The 15,197-nt window shown below is 69.1% G+C and carries 17 protein-coding genes; 14 read left to right on the top strand and 3 right to left on the bottom strand.

Annotation, left to right across the window (positions count from 1 at the left end):
* Nucleotides 1-61: 61 nt before the first annotated feature.
* The 7 genes from rpsF (at nt 62) to QZ258_RS04955 (ending at nt 4,487) form a co-directional block, all read left to right on the top strand.
* Nucleotides 62-460 carry a 30S ribosomal protein S6 gene (gene rpsF, locus QZ258_RS04985; RefSeq protein WP_294179588.1) on the top strand — a complete coding sequence of 133 codons (399 nt, stop codon included), beginning with the start codon at nt 62-64 and terminating at the stop codon, nt 458-460.
* Nucleotides 461-463: 3 nt separating this feature from the next.
* Entirely contained in the window at nt 464-970 is a 507-nt protein-coding gene (locus QZ258_RS04980) for a single-stranded DNA-binding protein (RefSeq protein ID WP_294179587.1), read from the top strand.
* A gap of 36 nt (nt 971-1,006) precedes the next feature.
* Nucleotides 1,007-1,270: a 30S ribosomal protein S18 gene (rpsR, locus tag QZ258_RS04975; protein WP_294179586.1), complete on the top strand. Its 264-nt coding sequence runs from the start codon at nt 1,007-1,009 to the stop codon at nt 1,268-1,270.
* A 9-nt stretch (nt 1,271-1,279) separates the two neighbouring features.
* Complete coding sequence (gene rplI / locus QZ258_RS04970; protein WP_294179585.1) at nt 1,280-1,732, top strand: 50S ribosomal protein L9; 453 nt, start codon at nt 1,280-1,282, stop codon at nt 1,730-1,732.
* Nucleotides 1,733-2,171: 439 nt separating this feature from the next.
* Nucleotides 2,172-3,548, top strand: a complete 1,377-nt coding sequence (gene dnaB, locus QZ258_RS04965) for a replicative DNA helicase (RefSeq protein ID WP_294179583.1) — start codon at nt 2,172-2,174, stop codon at nt 3,546-3,548.
* A gap of 52 nt (nt 3,549-3,600) precedes the next feature.
* Nucleotides 3,601-4,248, top strand: coding sequence for a DUF308 domain-containing protein (locus tag QZ258_RS04960; RefSeq protein WP_294179582.1), 648 nt, complete (start codon nt 3,601-3,603; stop codon nt 4,246-4,248).
* Complete coding sequence (locus QZ258_RS04955; protein WP_294179581.1) at nt 4,245-4,487, top strand: hypothetical protein; 243 nt, start codon at nt 4,245-4,247, stop codon at nt 4,485-4,487. Before QZ258_RS04960 ends, QZ258_RS04955 begins: the two co-directional genes overlap by 4 nt.
* Nucleotides 4,488-4,503: 16 nt before the next feature.
* Here QZ258_RS04955 and purB read toward each other — a convergent pair whose 3' ends face one another.
* Complete coding sequence (purB, locus tag QZ258_RS04950) at nt 4,504-5,910, bottom strand: adenylosuccinate lyase (protein WP_294179580.1); 1,407 nt, start codon at nt 5,908-5,910, stop codon at nt 4,504-4,506.
* Complete coding sequence (locus QZ258_RS04945; RefSeq protein ID WP_294179635.1) at nt 5,910-6,431, bottom strand: low molecular weight protein-tyrosine-phosphatase; 522 nt, start codon at nt 6,429-6,431, stop codon at nt 5,910-5,912. Before QZ258_RS04945 ends, purB begins: the two co-directional genes overlap by 1 nt.
* A 139-nt stretch (nt 6,432-6,570) precedes the next feature.
* Here QZ258_RS04945 and QZ258_RS04940 point away from each other — a divergent pair, with 139 nt between their 5' ends.
* Both QZ258_RS04940 and QZ258_RS04935 read left to right on the top strand, forming a co-directional pair.
* A complete protein-coding gene (locus QZ258_RS04940; RefSeq protein WP_294179579.1) occupies nt 6,571-6,822 on the top strand; it encodes a hypothetical protein in 252 nt (83 codons plus the stop codon).
* Nucleotides 6,815-8,293: a hypothetical protein gene (locus tag QZ258_RS04935; protein ID WP_294179578.1), complete on the top strand. Its 1,479-nt coding sequence runs from the start codon at nt 6,815-6,817 to the stop codon at nt 8,291-8,293. Before QZ258_RS04940 ends, QZ258_RS04935 begins: the two co-directional genes overlap by 8 nt.
* On the opposite strand, the gene QZ258_RS04930 is transcribed toward QZ258_RS04935, so the two are convergent.
* The gene (locus tag QZ258_RS04930; protein ID WP_294179576.1) at nt 8,290-8,694 is read right to left on the bottom strand and encodes a phage holin family protein; all 405 of its coding nucleotides are present in this window, start codon (nt 8,692-8,694) and stop codon (nt 8,290-8,292) included. The two genes, QZ258_RS04935 and QZ258_RS04930, sit on opposite strands and share 4 nt — an antisense overlap.
* Nucleotides 8,695-8,755: 61 nt before the next feature.
* On the opposite strand from QZ258_RS04930, the gene QZ258_RS04925 reads away from it, so the two are divergent.
* The 5 genes from QZ258_RS04925 (at nt 8,756) to QZ258_RS04905 (ending at nt 15,196) form a co-directional block, all read left to right on the top strand.
* Nucleotides 8,756-9,841, top strand: a complete 1,086-nt coding sequence (locus QZ258_RS04925) for a histidinol-phosphate transaminase (protein ID WP_294179574.1) — start codon at nt 8,756-8,758, stop codon at nt 9,839-9,841.
* Nucleotides 9,842-9,845: 4 nt separating this feature from the next.
* Nucleotides 9,846-10,964 (top strand): thiamine pyrophosphate-dependent enzyme, encoded by a 1,119-nt coding sequence (locus QZ258_RS04920; RefSeq protein ID WP_294179571.1) that lies wholly within the window; start codon nt 9,846-9,848, stop codon nt 10,962-10,964.
* A gap of 11 nt (nt 10,965-10,975) precedes the next feature.
* A complete protein-coding gene (locus tag QZ258_RS04915; protein ID WP_294179634.1) occupies nt 10,976-11,941 on the top strand; it encodes an alpha-ketoacid dehydrogenase subunit beta in 966 nt (321 codons plus the stop codon).
* A gap of 49 nt (nt 11,942-11,990) precedes the next feature.
* The gene (locus QZ258_RS04910) at nt 11,991-13,379 is read left to right on the top strand and encodes a dihydrolipoamide acetyltransferase family protein (RefSeq protein ID WP_294179569.1); all 1,389 of its coding nucleotides are present in this window, start codon (nt 11,991-11,993) and stop codon (nt 13,377-13,379) included.
* A 794-nt stretch (nt 13,380-14,173) separates the two neighbouring features.
* A complete protein-coding gene (locus QZ258_RS04905) occupies nt 14,174-15,196 on the top strand; it encodes a metal ABC transporter solute-binding protein, Zn/Mn family (RefSeq protein ID WP_294179567.1) in 1,023 nt (340 codons plus the stop codon).
* The last annotated feature ends 1 nt before the right edge of the window (nt 15,197 follow it).

The raw sequence follows: 15,197 nt of genomic DNA, 5'->3' as shown, positions 1-15,197 counted from the left end.
CGATGCACACCCTCCTGTTGCAGACAGTCTGCAGCCGTTCTAGACCAAAGGAGGTGGGTGAATGACGCATCAGTACGAAATGATGGTGATCCTGGATCCCGAGATTGACGAGCGCACGGTCGCTCCCAGTCTCGACAAGTTCCTCAATGTCATCCGCAACGACGGTGGCACCATCGAGAACATCGACATCTGGGGCCGTCGCCGGTTCGCCTACGAGATCCAGAAGAAGACCGAAGGCATCTACGCCGTCGTCAACTTCACCGCGACCTCGGAAGCGACCGTCGAGCTCGACCGTCAGCTGAAGCTCAGCGAAGCCGTCATGCGCACCAAGGTGCTGCGTGCGGAAGAGGCCGTCGCTCGCGCCGGCAAGATCGCTGTCGAGGACGAGCAGCGCGCCGCCCGCAAGGCCGCCGCTGCCGCCAAGAAGCCGAAGGTCGCCGCCGAGAAGGACGCCGAGTAGGTCATGCCGGACACGATCATTACGGTCGTCGGCAACCTCACGGCCGACCCCGAACTGCGCTACACGCAGTCCGGTCGCGCGGTCGCCAACTTCACGATCGCGTCGACGCCGCGCATCTTCGACCGGGCCACGAACGAGTGGAAGGACGGCGACGCGCTGTTCCTCCGCGCGTCGTGCTGGGCCGAGTTCGCGGAGAACGTTGCCGGTTCGCTCACGAAGGGCACCCGCGTGGTCGCCCAGGGCAAGCTCAAGCAGCGTTCGTTCCAGGACCGAGACGGCAACAACCGCATCTCGATCGAACTGGATGTCGACGAGATCGGTCCGAGCCTGCGCTACGCGACGGCGTCCGTCACCCGCACCTCGGGTGGCGCTGGCGGCGGTCGACCGCAGCAGAGCTCGGTCGGAGGCGGCCAGGCGGCGGAAGAGCCGTGGGCAGCCAGCGGCGGTGCCGCATCCGGCGGGGATGTCTGGAACAGCCCCGGCAACTACAACGACGAGACCCCGTTCTGATCTTCGGATCAGACGTCAACACTTCAAGGAAAACTCATGGCAGGAAAGAGCAGCGGCGGCCAAGACCGTCGCAAGCGCGGCCCCAAGGGTGGCAAGAACGCGGCCCCGGCGAAGGCCATCCGCGTTGGTGTCATCGACTACAAGGACGTCGCGACGCTTCGCAAGTTCATCTCGGAGCGTGGAAAGATCCGCGCCCGCCGTATTACCGGTGTCTCCGTGCAGGAGCAGCGCCTCATCGCCCGCGCCGTCAAGAACGCGCGCGAGATGGCGCTCCTCCCGTACGCGGGCTCGGGCCGATAGGAGCATCGAATGTCTAAGCTCATTCTCACGAACGAGGTCTCGGGCCTCGGCTCCGCCGGCGATGTCGTCGAGGTCAAGAACGGCTACGCCCGTAACTACCTGATCCCCCAGGGCTTCGCCGTGGCGTGGAGCCGGGGCGGCGAGAAGCAGGTCGACCAGATCAAGTCGGCTCGCGCGGCGCGCGAGCTCGCGACCCTCGAAGAGGCGCAGGCCCTCAAGGCCAAGCTCGAGGGCGCGACGGTCAAGCTCGCTGTGAAGTCGGGGAGCGAGGGTCGTCTGTTCGGCTCGGTCAAGACCGCTGACGTCGTGGCCGCCGTCGCGGCTGCTGGTCTCGGCGCGATCGACAAGCGCACGGTCGAGCTGTCGGCTCCGATCAAGGCGCTCGGTTCGCACGAAGCGACCGTGCGACTTCGCGAAGACGTGGTCGCCAACCTCAGCATTGAGGTTGTTTCGGCCAAGTAGTTCACGCACACGAACGGCGCATTCCCCTGGGGAGTGCGCCGTTCGTGTTTGGGCGTGGGGTAGTCCGTTCTGTACACAGGTGGCCGCGAAACTGGCGAAGTCTCAACCGGAACTCTAAACATGTTTTTACACACATGGTGTGAACGGAAAAACCCCAGGTCAGCGGCTCTTTCCGAATCAAAACTGGCGAGTTACTCACAGCACAGTCCACAGGTTCTTCACACCGAATACGGCGTTTCCCGCGTATTGTCCACAGGCCCGTCCACAGCACCCGTGGCGGGCGTGGAGTCGGCTCCCTAGCCTTGCCAAGGTCTCGGGGAGAGGCCGACATCTCGACCCGTGCGTGTGCACATGGGGGGTGTCGGCGGAGCAACCTAGGCTTCGACCACAGGACAACGCATCGCTCGCCGGAACCCGGCAGGAGCGGAGAGAGGGAGACATGTCGATCGCCCATCTGGGGCTCGCGGGCGAACAGCGCGGCGGAGGTGACTCGTGGGCGGGTGAACGCACCCCGCCGCACGATCTGCTCGCCGAGCAAAGCGCGATCGGCGGCATGCTCCTCAGCAAGGATGCGGTGGCCGATGTCATCGAAACCGTGCGCGGCGTTGACTTCTACATCCCGAAGCACGAGGTCATCTTCGAGGCGATCCTCTCCCTGTATTCGCACGGCGAACCGACCGACGTCATCGCGGTTACCGACGAACTCACCAAGACCGCGAACCTGCAGCGCGCCGGCGGCGCCGAATACCTGCACACCCTGACGGGGCTCGTGCCCACGGCGGCCAACGCCGGCTACTACGCGTCGATCGTCGCCGAGAAGGCGGTACTGCGACGACTCGTGGAGGCCGGCACCCGCATCGTCCAGATGGGCTACGCGAGCGAAGGCGAGGTCACTGATCTCGTCAACAACGCGCAGGCCGAGATCTACGGCGTCACCGGCGGCGTCGAGACGGAAGACTACGTCCCCCTCGTCGAAGCGATCTCGAATGCGGTCGACGAGATCGAACTCGCGCGCGGGCGTGACGGTGAGATGGCCGGGGTTCCGAGTGGATTCCGCGAACTCGACGAACTGACCAACGGCCTGCACGGCGGGCAGCTCATCATCGTCGCGGCGCGACCCGGTCTCGGAAAGTCGACGCTCGCGCTCGACTTCGCGCGCTCGGCGAGCGTCAAGCACCAGATGCCCTCCATCTTCTTCTCGCTCGAAATGGGGCGCAGCGAGATCGCGATGCGTCTGCTCGCGGCCGAGGCCTCCATCCCGATGCACCACCTGCGCAAGGGCAACATGGATCAGCGCGACTGGGACAAGATCGCGAACACCCGCGGTGAGATCGCCGACGCCCCGCTCTACATCGACGACAGCCCCAACATGACGCTCGTCGAGATCCGTGCCAAGTGCCGCCGACTGAGCCAGCGCGTCGGGCTCAAGCTCGTCGTGATCGACTACCTCCAGCTCATGACCAGCGGCAAGAAGGTCGAGAGCCGCCAGCAAGAGGTCAGCGAGTTCTCGCGAGCGCTCAAGCTGCTCGCCAAGGAGCTCAACGTTCCCGTCGTCGCGCTCAGCCAGTTGAACCGTGGTCCGGAACAGCGCGCCGACAAGAAGCCGGCCCTGTCGGACCTGCGCGAGTCGGGCTCTCTCGAGCAAGACGCCGACATCGTGATCCTGCTGCACCGCGAAGACGCCTACGAGCGGGACCACCCGCGCGCGGGCGAGGCCGACCTCATCGTGGCCAAGCACCGCAATGGTCGCCAAGACACGATCGGTGTCGCGTTCAGCGGCATGTACTCGCGCTTCAGCGACATGGCCAAGGTCTAGCCCAGCCGACCGGCCTAGAATCGTCGGGTCCGTCTCGACGAAAGAGAGCTCCGTGTCTTCGTTGTCGCCCGCTTCGGCGATCACTCCGCTTCGGGCGCGTGTCGACCTCCCTCTCCTCGGCCGCGGCCTCGTCGCGGTCGCCCTGGGCCTGGTCATCACCTTCAGCCCCGACCACTCGGCGGGCTTCGGACTCATCGCCTTCGGCGCCTACGCCGTCGCGGCGGCCGCGATCCAGCTCGCCGCCCTGCGCGGACGCCGCCCCGATCGGCACGACGGACGCGGCCTGACCGTCGTTCAGGCCGTCGCCACCCTGGTGGCCGGCATCGCCGCGCTCGCCATCCCGGTCGCGGCGCCCGCCGTGTTCGTCGCCATCGTGAGCGCCTGGGCGCTCCTCGTCGGCGGCGTCGATCTGACTCTCGCCGTCCGGGTGCGCCGATCGGGCGGCTCGGCCCGCGACGCGGTCGTGCTCGGGGTACTCGCCCTCGCCCTCGCCCTCGCCGTGCTCGTCGTGCCGCCGGACTACCTGCAGCCGTGGGAGGTGGCCGATCGGACCGGCGCGATCGAGGCCAGCGGTGCCGTGACGGCATCGATCATGGTGGTGGGGCTGCTCGGCGCGTGGGCCGTGATCCAGGGGCTGCTGTTGGTGATCTCGGCGATCCCCGCCGCGCGAGCCGAGGCCGAAACGACGGAGGAATCATGACGGCACCGAGCGCGCGCGACCGGCGCCGCCCCTTCGAGCTGGTCGGATTGGCGGCGGCCGTCGCCGTATTCGTCGGCGCCGGCGTCATGCTCGCCACGCGCGAATGGCTGGTGGCCCTGCAGTTCGCCGGCGGCGCGTTCGTGGTCGCGCTCGTCGTGCTCGCGATGGTGCTCGTCGCGGCCGGGGGCAACGAGGTCATGCCCGACCCGAACGAGGACGACCGGCCGAGCGCGCACTAGGCGCCAGCGCCCGGCGCTACTGCTCCGTGTGCTCCAATTGGTTCACGAGTTCGCTCACGAGTTCGCTCGCGAGTCCGACGTAGCTCGACGGCGTCATCTCGCGCAGCCGAGCCTTCGCGTCGTCGCCGATGTCGAGACCGTCCACGAACTCGCGCAGGTCGGCCGCGGTGACGCGACGCCCGCGCGTGAGCTCCTTGAGCATCGCGTACGGGTCGGCGATCGAGCTACGGCCCGCGGTCACCTCGGCGCGAATCACCGTCTGGATCGCCTCGCCGAGCACCTCCCAATTGGAATCCAGATCGGCCGCCAGCACGGCGGGCGCGACGGCGACCTCACCGAGTCCGCGCTGGATGTTGTCGAGCGCCAGCAGCGAATGGCCGAACGCGACGCCGATGTTGCGCTGCGTCGTCGAGTCGGTCAGGTCGCGCTGCAGGCGGCTCGTGACGAGCGTTGAAGCGAGCGAGTCGAAGAGCGCGCACGAGAGCTCGAGGTTCGCCTCGGCGTTCTCGAAGCGGATCGGGTTGATCTTGTGCGGCATCGTCGACGAGCCCGTCGCCCCCGCCTGCGGGATCTGCGTGAGGTAACCCAGCGAGATGTAGGTCCACACGTCGGTGCACAGATTGTGCAGGATGCGGTTCAGGTGACTGACGCGGGAGAACAGCTCCGCCTGGCCGTCGTGCGACTCGATCTGCGTCGTCAGCGGGTTCCAGGTGAGCCCGAGCGACAGCACGAAGTCGTGCGAGATGGCGCGCCAGTCGGCGTCCGGGTCGGCGGCGAGGTGCGCTGCGAACGTGCCGGTCGCTCCACTGAACTTGCCCAAGAACTCGGCCCGCTCGACGTGGCCGAGGACGCGCTCGAGACGACCGACGACGACCGCGATCTCCTTGCCGAAGGTCGTCGGGGTGGCCGGCTGGCCGTGTGTGCGGGCGAGCATCGGGGTGTCGCGCTCGGCGACCGCCCACTCGTGAAGCGCCGCGATGACCTCGCGCAGCTTGGGCAGCCAGACATCGTGCACCGCACCGCGTACGACGATCGCGTAGGCGAGGTTGTTGATGTCTTCGCTCGTGCAGGCGAAGTGGGTCAGCTCGGCGATCCGGGTCAGACCGAGCTCGGTGAGCTTCTCGCGCACGAGGTACTCGACGGCCTTGACGTCGTGGCGCGTGGTCGCCTCCAGGGCCGCCAGGCGCTCGATTTCGGTCTCGCCGAACTCGCTCGCGAAGCGGCGCAGCTGCCGAGCCTGTTCCGCATCCAAGGGGGTCGATCCGAACATCCCACGATCGGAGAGCGCGATGAGCCACTCCACCTCGACGAGGACGCGCGCGCGGTTGAGCCCTGCTTCGGAGAAGTACTCGCCGAGACCCTCCACGACGGGGCGGTAGCGCCCGTCGAGGGGACTCAGGGGTTGCGGGGGAAGAGGACTCATCAGGCTCCCTGTCGGATTCCGGGTTCGAGCTGGCGAAACAGCGAGAGACTCGCTCGTTCGATCATGGCCAGCACGCTGTCGAAGAGCGCCGCATCCGAATAGTACGGATCCGGCACGTCGACCGGACTATGCGGTTCGGGGTCGAAGCTCATCAGCAACTGCACCTTGCCCCGATCGTGCTCGGTCGTAGCCCATTGTCGCAGGATGCGTTCTTGCCCGCGGTCGAACGCGACGACCAGATCGAACTCGGGGAAGTCCGCCGGGTCGAACTGCCGGGCGCGGTGCGAACTGCCGTCGTAGCCGCGCGCCGCGAGGGCCGCGAGGGTTCGCTCGTCGGCGCGCTCGCCGACATGCCAATCGCCGGTCGCGGCGGAGGTCACGGCCAGGGTGCGCTCGTAGCCGGCGCGCGCGATCAGGGAGCGGAAGATCGCTTCGGCCATCGGCGAGCGGCAGATGTTTCCCGTGCAGACGAAGCAGATGCGAAAGACCGACGCCGCACCACGTGCGTGGTCGTACGACATGATCACTCCGTCGGTCAGTGCGAGGGGTGGAACGAGCGACTCGTTCACCGCGGCAAGAAATCACCGCCGCCCACGCTACTCGTCCGCGCGCGCCATCGGCAGGGGGAATCGAGCCAGAATCCGCGGGGGAGGCGAACGGATGCTGGCAGACGACCCCGGCGCGATGAGCGCGCGGCTTGAGCAGCTGAGACTGATCCGCTCCGCGCGGGACATCTTCGACCACGTCGTGCGCGAGCTGCCCGAGTGGGAGACGACGAACTGGCGCGGGCTCGCGGCGGAGGCGGCGCGCGCGCGGGAGGCGGAGCTCCGGGTGGCGGTGACGAGCGCCCAGACGACGATGGCCGCCGCCGAGCAGTCGGCGGCGCGCGCACTCGGGTTCGGCGATGGCTGACGGTCCGGCGGGTGGCGAGCTGGTCATCCGCTCCCCGGCCGGGAGCGGGGTCGCCGTCGCGACCGACCACCTGCATCACCTGAGCGAGCGCGGGATCGCCCTCGTCGACGTCGCGCGCCGCGCCCGCGCCCTGGTCGCCCAGGCGGCGGCGCACGAGCCGGCGCGCAGCGGGCTGGGCGGCGGTGCGACCGCCGACGAGTTGTTCGCGGCCGGGCACCACCTGGAGCGGGTTGCCGAGCTCGCGGAGGCGTTCACCCGCTCGCTCACGCTCGCCGCCGCGGGATACGAGGCGACCGAGGAGCTGCTCGATCGCGCGATGGGGAGCATTTCGGCGCTCGCCGGGGCGGCGACCGGCGTCGCCGCCCGCGCGGTGATGGTCGCCCTCGTGCTCAACCCCGCGCTCCTCTTCGGGATCCTCGCGCACGACGCGGCCGAGGCCGCGCGCGGTCCCGGCCGGGGCACGCCCGGGCGGGGGAAGCCCGCCGAGGAGGGGGTCGTCGCGGAGTTCCTCCGCACGCATCCCGAACTCGTCAGCTCCCCCTCGCTCGTCGAGGCGGTCCGGTTGATCGCGTCAAGCAGCGACGATGCGGTGCTCGCCGCAGCCGGAGTCCCGCCGATCGTCGCACTCGCGCTCGGCGACCAGGGGCTCGGAATCACCGGCGTCGCGGTCGGCGCCAGCGGAATCATGGCGCTCGGTGCGACGCGCGGCGTGCTCATCGAGACGCCGGTGCGGCTGACCCAGACCTCGGTGCGGTCGGGTGCCGAGGCGCAGGAGGGGGCGCCGAGCGGCAGCGCCGAGCGACTCGAGCGCATCCCCGACGAGGCCAACCAGATCCGGATCGAGCGCTACACCGCGCCGGGCGAGCCCGCGCGCTGGGCCGTGTACGTCTCGCCCACCGTCACCTTCGACGTGACCGGCAGCGAACCCTTCGACATGACGGCGAACATGGCGGGGGTGGCGGGCACGAGTCCGGCATCGCTGCGCGCGGTCGAGGCGGCGATGGCCGAGGCCGGAGTCGCCGCGACCGACCAGGTGCAGTTCATCGGGTATTCGCAAGGCGGCATCGTGGCGGCGCGCGCCGCCGAGTCGGGCGCCTGGAACACCGTCGGACTCGAGACCTACGGCGCCCCGATCGGCAACGTCGAGATTCCCGAAGGCGTACACGGGCTCACCGTGCGCCACACCGACGACCTGGTGCCGGCGACGGCGGGACCCGACGGCCGCGACGCGCTCGTGCACGTCGAGCGCCGGGCCTTCGCCCCCGGCGACGAGCTCCCGCACCTCGCGGTGCCGCCGCATCAGAAAGAGAGCTACGCCGCCACCGCGCGGATGATCGATGACGCCGAGTCAGCGCTCGTCCAGGATGAGGTGACCCGTCTCACCCGCTTCGGGCAGGACTACCTCGACCAGGGCGGCGAACTGACGGTATTCGAGTTCCGCGCCGAGCGCGTCGAGAACGGTGCCGGTTAGCGGCGCTTGCCCGTGAAGGGGCGCAACACGATCCCGATCAACCACGAGAACACCCCGAGCAGCAGCGCGCCGAGCACGCCCCACCAGAAGTTCTCGATCGTGAGACCGAAGCCGATGAGCGTGCTGATCCACGCCACCAGCAGAAGCATCAGGCCGTTGACCACGAGCGCGACGAGGCCGAGGGTGAGGATGTACAGCGGGAACGCGACAACCCGCACGATCCCCCCGACGATCCCGTTCACCAGGCCGAAGAGCACCGCCACCAGCACCAGCGTGAGGAAGTACGCAAAAGTGTCGTCCGGGGGACCGAAGGACGTCACTGAGACGTTGTCCACCAGAATCAGAGTTGTCAGCCACAGTGCGAGCGTGTTGATCAGCAGGCGGAGAAAGAGTCGTCCCATGCGTTCATTGTGGCAAAGGCGGGGCCGGGAAGACCAGGGCGCGCGGCTCTAGGCTGAACGCATGCCCGTTTCGCTTCGCCCCGCCATCGCCGCGCTGGCTCCGTATCGTCAGGGCCGACCCGCCGCCGAGGATGCCTTCAAGCTCTCCTCCAACGAGAACCCGTTCCCGACGCTGCCGAGCATCGCCGCGGCGATCGCGAACGCGAGCGTCAACCGCTACCCCGACGGCACCGCCCAGGCTCTGCGCGTCCGGCTCGCCGCGCGCCACGACGTCGAGCTCGACGCCGTGCACGCGGGCGCCGGCTCGGTGTCGATCCTGCACCAGCTCGTCACCGCGGCGGCAGGCCCGGGCGACGAGGTCATCTACGCCTGGCGGAGCTTCGAGGCCTACCCGGGCATTGTCACGGTGGCGGGTGCCACGAGCGTCACCGTGCCGGTGCGCGCCGACGGCTCCCACGACCTGGATGCGATGGCCGAGGCGATCACCGAGCGCACCCGCGTGATCATCGTCTGCACCCCGAACAATCCGACCTCGACGATCGTCGCGCGCGACGAATTCGAGACCTTCATGGCGCGGGTCCCCGAGGAGGTGCTCGTCATCCTCGACGAGGCCTACGCGGAGTTCGTCACCGATCCGGCGGCCGTCGACGGCCTCGAGGTGCGCGGCGATCACGAGAACCTCGTGGTGCTTCGCACCTTCTCCAAGGCCTACGGCCTCGCCGGGCTGCGGATCGGCTACGCGATCGGCGCGCCCTACATTCTGGATGCCGCGCGCTCCACCGCGATCGCCCTCTCGGTGACCGAGGCGGCGCAGCGCGGCGCGCTCGCGGCGCTCGACGCCGAACCCGAACTGCTCGGGCAGGTGGCGGAGCTCGTCAGCCTTCGCGAGCGGATCGCGGCGGCGCTCGCCAACCAGGGCATCCGGATCCCCGAGCCGCAGGGCAACTTCGTCTGGCTCGCCACGGGCGAGCACACGGTCGAGGCCGGAGAGGTGCTCATGGAGCACGGAATCGTCGCCCGCGTGTTCCCGGGAGACGGCATCCGGGTCTCCGTCGGCGAGCCGGAGTCTGTGGAGAAACTCCTAGATGCCACGGCCGAGCTTGTCAGGACCCTCCCACAGGCGCTTCCGAGCACCGGGCTAGGGTAGGCACATGTCCTATACCGAGGCGACTGTTCAACTGCTTTCGCCGGAGGGGACCCTCGTCGAAAACGACGCGACGGCCGAGTACCTGCCGATCGTCCAGGGGATCCCCGAGGAGCGACTTCTCGACTTCCACCGACACATGGTCGCCGTCCGGCACTTCGACATCGAGGCCGGCAACCTGCAGCGCCAGGGTCAGCTCGCGCTGTGGATTCCGAGCACCGGCCAGGAGGCGGCGCAGGTCGGCTCGGGCTTCGCCGCGAAGCCGCAGGATCACCTCTTTCCCGCCTACCGCGAGCACGCGGTCGGCCGCATCCGCGGGCTGGATCTGATGCGTCTCATCGAGATGTTGCGCGGCCTCAGCCACGGGGGTTGGGATCCGGCCGAGACCGGCAACTTCCACCTCTACACGCTCGTCATCGGCTCGCAGTCGTTGCACGCGACCGGCTACGCGATGGGCATGCAGTTCGACGGCGTCGTCGGCACCGGCGACCCCGAGAAGGATGCGGCGGTGCTCGTCTACTTCGGCGACGGCGCCACCAGCCAGGGCGACGTCAACGAGGCCTACGTGTTCGCGGCGAGCTACCAAACCCCGCAGGTGTTCTTCCTGCAGAACAACCACTGGGCGATCTCGGTGCCGGTCGAACGTCAGTCGCGCACGCCGCTGTATCAGCGGGCGGCCGGCTTCGGCATCCCGAGCGTGCAGATCGACGGCAACGACGTGCTCGCCAGCTACGCCGCGACGACGCTCGCCCTGGATGCGGCGCGCGGCGGCGAGGGACCGCGCTTCATCGAGGCGCTCACCTACCGCATGGGTGCCCACACCTCGAGCGATGACCCGACGAAGTATCGCGAACACGAAGACGTCGAGTTCTGGAGCCACCGCGACCCGATCACGCGCTTCGAGGCGTACCTGCGTGGTCGCGGCGTGGCCGACTCGTTCTTCGCCGAGGTCGCCGCCGAGGCGGAAGATCTCGCCGCCGACACGCGTGCCCGCGTCGCCGAGCTCACCGACCCGAGTTCGGAGAAGATCTTCGAGCACGTCTACACCGAGCCTCACCCCGGCGTGGATGCGCAGCGCGCCTGGCACGCCGCCTACGAGGCGTCGTTCGAGGGAGACGCCGAGTGAGCCTCGAGCAGATGACGATGGCGAAGGCCATCAATGAGGGCCTCCGCGACGCGCTCGCGGCCGACGACCGCGTGCTCCTGATGGGCGAAGACATCGGTCGACTCGGCGGCGTGTTCCGCGTCACCGAGGGGCTGCAGGCTCAGTTCGGCGAGTCGCGCGTGCTCGACACGCCGCTCGCCGAGTCGGGCATCGTTGGCACGGCGATCGGTCTCGCGATGCGCGGCTACCGACCGGTGTGCGAGATCCAGTTCGACGGCTTCATCTACCCGGGCTTCGACCAGATCACCTCGCAGCTGGCCAAGCTCACCTACCGCCACGAGGGAACGCAGGACTTCCCGGTCGTGATCCGCGTGCCCTACGGCGGGCACATCGGCGCCGTCGAGCACCACCAGGAAAGCCCGGAGGCGTACTTCGCGCACACGCCGGGTCTGCGCGTGGTGAGTCCGGCGACCGCCAACGACGGCTACTGGATGATCCGTCAGGCGATTGAAAGCCGCGACCCGGTGCTGTTCTTCGAGCCGAAGAGCCGCTACTGGCACAAGGGCGAGGTGGACCGCGGCACGCCCGCCGCACCGCTGCACGAGAGCCGCGTCGTGCGCACCGGCACCGACGTCACCGTCGTCGGGCATGGCGCCATGGTGACGGCGTTGCTGCAGGCCGCCGATATCGCCGTGGGCGAGGGCACCAGCATCGAGGTCGTCGACCTGCGGTCGCTGTCGCCGGTCGACTACGCGCCGCTGCTCGCATCCGTGCAAAAGACCGGCCGACTGGTCGTCGCCCAGGAGGCGCCCGGCCACGTCAGCGTCGGGTCGGAGGTCGCCGCGACGATCGCCGAGCGTGCGTTCTACTCGCTCGAAGCGCCGCCGTTGCGCGTCAGCGGGTACGACACCCCGTTCCCGCCCGCGAAGCTCGAGGGGGACTACCTTCCCGACGCCGACCGCATTCTCGAGGCCGTGGACCGCGCCCTCGCCTACTGACCCAACCGTCGTGGTCCCCGCGGGGACCTGAACCACCAGGGAGTCGACCGTGGCACATTCAGAGTTTCCGTTGCCGGACGTCGGCGAGGGCTTGACCGAAGCCGAAATCGTGGCGTGGAAGGTCAAGCCGGGCGACGTCGTCACCGTCAACCAGGTGCTCGTCGAGATCGAGACCGCGAAGTCGCTCGTCGAGCTGCCGTCGCCGTTCGCCGGCACCGTCACCGAACTGCTCGCCGAGGAGGGCGCGACCGTCGAGGTTGGGTCGCCGATCATCCGCGTCGACTCGAGCGGCGGCACGATCGAGCTGCAGGCCCCCGGAAACGAGGGGGATGCGCTCGGCACCATCGCCGATACCGCGACGACGATCGGCCCGGCCGAGAACGGCGACAACGAGCCCGCCGCCGACTCGGGCTCCGGCGCCGTGCTCGTCGGCTACGGCTCGAAGGGCGCGCACGCCACCACCCGGCGTCGTCGCGTGGGCACGACCGTCGCTCCCGACGGCGGGTCGGATGCGCCGCAGGAGGTCGCCGCCAAGTCGACCCCGGTGAAGCCGAGCTCCGTTCCCGCGGCCTCCGCCGGACCGGTGATCGCGAAGCCGCCGATCCGCAAGCTCGCCAAGGATCTCGAGGTCGACCTCGCGACGGTGACCGCGACCGGGCTCGCCGGGGAGATCACGCGTGACGACGTCATCCGTCAGGCGCAGCAGGCGAGCGTGTTCCGCAACCTCGAGACGCCCGAGTGGGGCGCCGAGCGCGAGGACCGCATCCCGGTGAAGGGCGTGCGCAAGGCGATCGCCACGGCGATGACGACGAGCGCGTTCACCGCGCCGCACGTGAGCGTCTTCACCGACGTGAACGCGACGCGCACGATGGAGTTCGTCAAGCGCCTCAAGAACAACCCCGAGTTCGCCGGGGTGAAGGTCTCGCCGCTGCTCATTGCCGCGAAGGCGCTCATGTGGGCGATCCGCCGCAACCCGACGGTGAACTCGACGTGGACCGACAAGGAGATCGTCGTCCACCACTTCGTGAACCTGGGGATCGCCGCCGCGACGCCGCGCGGGCTGATCGTGCCGAACATCAAGGACGCGCAGGATCTGTCGTTGCGCGAGCTTGCGGAGGCGCTCGAGCAGTTGACCCTCACCGCGCGCGACGGCAAGACGCCGCCGGCGGCGATGTCGGGCGGCACCATCACGATCACGAACCTCGGTTCGTTCGGCGTCGACACGGGAACGCCGATCCTGAACCCGGGCGAGGTGTCGATCCTGGTGCTCGGCGCGATCAAGCAGAAGCCGTGGGTGGTGGATGGCGAGGTGCGCCCCGCGTACGTCACCACCGTCGGCGGCAGCTTCGATCACCGCGTCGTGGACGGCGACGTCGTCAGCCGTTTCATCGCGGATGTGGCGAGCGTGCTCGAGGAACCGGCGCTCCTGCTCGACTAGGGGGTCGTTCCCCCGCGCGGGGGTTGAGCGCTGGCGTGGCTCGCGCGCTGCGTGGCTCGCGAGCTGCGTGGCGCGCGAGCTGCACCCGCAGAGCGCGCGTTTCCGCGTGCCCCGCCCCCCTGCCCACCCCGCCCCCCTGCCCACCCCGCACCTCTGCTCACCCCGCACCCCGCAAGCCCCGCCACACCCCTGCCGCATCCCGCGAGCGGTGCCAAAAGTGCGATCCGGGGTGCGCGCATCCCACGTTTTGCACCGCTCGCCGGGTGCGCGGTGCGGGGCGCTCGCGGTGACTCGAGCGCTGCCCGGCTCGCGCGATGCGGTGGTCGTGGGGTGTGATCCTGCGAATCCGTTCGCGAGCGGTGCGAAAGGTGCGATCCGGGGTGCGCGCATCCCACGTTTCGCACCGCTCGCCGCGTGCCGAGCGCTCAGCGGGACTCGCGCAGAGCGCGCGGTCTCCCGCACCCCTGCCCACCCCGCACCTCTGCTCACCCCGCACCCGCAAGCCCCGCCACACCCCTGCCGCATCCCGCGAGCGGTGCGAAAGGTGCGATCCGGGGTGCGCGCATCCCACGTTTCGCACCGCTCGCGAGGAGCGGGTGCGGGTGTGGGAGCGGGGCGCGCGGCGCGGGGTGCGGGTGCGGGAGCGGGGTGCGGGCGCGGGGGCGGGCGAGCAGCGCGGGAGCGCGCGCGGGCGGCCGGAGAGCGCGTTATTGATAACCGTTTTGACAACGGTTATCAATAAGGTCTAGCGTGGGCTCGTCGTCGATCGTCGGCGACTGGATCAAGGAGTCCCGTTGTCTGCTCGTCTTCCCCTCCTCGCCCTCGGCACGGCGAGCCTGCTCGCCCTCAGCGGATGCGCCACCGCCGAGCCCGCCGACGACGGCATCCTGCGCATCGTGACCTCGACGGACGTCTACGCGGACCTCGTGGCGAGCGTCGCTGGCAACGGCTTTGAGGTCGAGAGCATCATCGAGGGGACGGTCCAGGACCCGCACTCGTACGAGGCGACGGCGCGCGATCGCCTCGCGATCGAGAGCGCCGACCTTGTCGTGTCGAACGGCGGCGGCTACGACCCCTTCATCGACACCATCCTCGACGCGATGGATGACGCGCCGCACTCGCTCGTCGCCGTCGATGTTCTCGGGCTGACCGGTGACGACGAGCACGCTGAGGACGAGCACGCTGAGGACGAGCACGCTGAGGACGAGCACGCCGAGGACGAGCACGCGGACGACGAGCACGCTGAGGACGAGCACGCCGACCACGGCCACATCGAGGGCGTCAACGAGCACGTCTGGTACTCGCTCGACGGCATGATCGAGTTCGTCCACGCGATCGCGGAGGAACTGCAGGAGATCGACGAGGCCAACGCGAGCACCTACGGGGCGAACGCTGAAGCGCTCGAGGCCGAGCTCGAAGAACTGCACGAGCGAGTCGAGGCCCTCGGCGACGAGTACGCCGACGTTGCCGACGAAGTCGTCGTGACCGAGCCGGTCGCCGCCTACCTGCTCGCCGATGCCGGACTGACCGATGTGACGCCGGAGGGCTTCGCCGAGTCGATCGAAGAGGGAACTGACATCTCGCCGGCGATGCTGGCCGCGGTGCTCGAGGAGGTGGAGGGCGGACACCTCGCCTTCCTTGCCTACAACTCGCAGACCTCGGGCGCCGAGACCGAACTCGTCCGCACCGCCGCCGAGGAGGCGGGCGTCGCGATTGTCGACTTCTCCGAGTCGCTGCCGGAGGGGGAGAGCTTCGTCAGCTGGATGGCCTCCAACATCGACGCCATCGAAAGCGCGCTCGCCGCGAACGGGGCATGAT

It is taken from the genome of uncultured Schumannella sp., from assembly GCF_905479755.1.
In the GTDB taxonomy this organism is placed as follows: domain Bacteria; phylum Actinomycetota; class Actinomycetes; order Actinomycetales; family Microbacteriaceae; genus DCRR01.
Note: the sequence above shows the minus strand (reverse complement) of the source record. Positions and strands in the feature narration are given on the sequence as shown.